This is a genomic window from Lichenibacterium minor (genome assembly GCF_004137685.1).
Classification (GTDB): Bacteria; Pseudomonadota; Alphaproteobacteria; order Rhizobiales; family Beijerinckiaceae; genus Lichenihabitans; species Lichenihabitans minor.
In genome coordinates this window covers 1-1,193 of record NZ_QYBB01000149.1, presented here as the reverse complement: position 1 = coordinate 1,193, position 1,193 = coordinate 1, and the positions used below count along the sequence as shown (strand labels likewise).

Here is a 1,193-nt window from a genome sequence, read left to right as displayed (position 1 = left end):
CCTGACCATCCATCAGTTTCTATGTTGCCCAGAGGGGTGGCAGCGGCTGGACGGCCTGCATGAGCTTGGCGATGCGCCTCAGCCCGCGGGTGAACCAGGACACTCTGGACCGCGCCACTTTGGCAGGCTGGCGTTTCAGAACTTTTTTTCAGCAGGGGTGGGGTGGTTGGCCTCGTCCCACAGGCCGGTCGAGACGGCGCTGTAGAGGGCGAGCGCCATGACGAGCAGCAGCCGGGCGAGCCGGTCGGGGTGCTGGATCTGCGTGTTCTCGACGCCGAAGCCGCGCGACTTGAAGTCGGAGAACATCGGCTCGATCCCCCAACGCCCGGAATAGTCCAGCGTGGTGAGATAGCCGGGCTTTTCCGACATGGCGACGATCCAAGGCTGGTCATGGCCGGGGTCGCGGATGATGCCGATGTGGGTCTTGGCGCACCGCGCCGTGAGTTCGACGTCCTCCAGGTAGCGGATCTCGCCCCTGGCCCGGGCCGCTGTCGTGGTCCGGCCGGATCGGTCCTTTACCGTGAGCGTGCCCTTGAGCCGAAGCCGGTAATCCCAGCCATGCCCCTGGCACAGCGAGATCAGGTCGGCGGTGCCGTAAAAGCGATCGCCCATCAGGCACACCTTGGCGCCCGCCGGCATCCAGGGCGCGACAGCATCGAGCAGGGCCATTTGCGTGCCGAAGCCGATCGCTCCTTCGGTGGTTTCGACCCGCCACGCGAGCGGCAAGGCCCGCTCGCCGTGTCGCAAGGCCAGCATCAGCACCTGGTGGCGGTCCGACACCTTGGACTGGTCCAGGATCAGCACGATGCCACGCCGATCGGCAGCGGCTCGCGCCAACACTTCGGCGGCGAAGGGCGCCATCACGGCGTCGGGGTTGATCAGGTCGTTGCCCAGCACGCGCGCGATCCACTGATAGCGCATGTCGGTGCGGTCCGCCTCGCGCGGCAGGGCGGCGGCAAGGTCCATCAGGTTGGCGCTGCGCACCTCCAACATGGTGGCGACCAGCAGGGCGAGGTTGCCGCGCTGCGTTTTGCGCTGCCACGGCAGCAGACGCTTGAACTCGTCCACCAGCCCGTCCGCGACCGCTCTGATCCCGCCCACAATCCTATCCACCTCCCGCATCAGCGAGAGGCCCTGAATCACAGGAGGAGTCAGCCCGTCAACGACCAACGGTCAAACTGATGGGTGCTCAG

At 66.6% G+C, this 1,193-nt stretch carries 1 protein-coding gene; it reads right to left on the bottom strand.

The genetic code is table 11. The features are described 5' to 3' along the window. Window positions 1-135: 135 nt before the first annotated feature. Window positions 136-1,104 carry a transposase gene (locus D3273_RS27760; RefSeq protein ID WP_129230280.1) on the bottom strand — a complete coding sequence of 323 codons (969 nt, stop codon included), beginning with the start codon at window positions 1,102-1,104 and terminating at the stop codon, window positions 136-138. Between the last annotated feature and the right edge of the window lie 89 nt (window positions 1,105-1,193).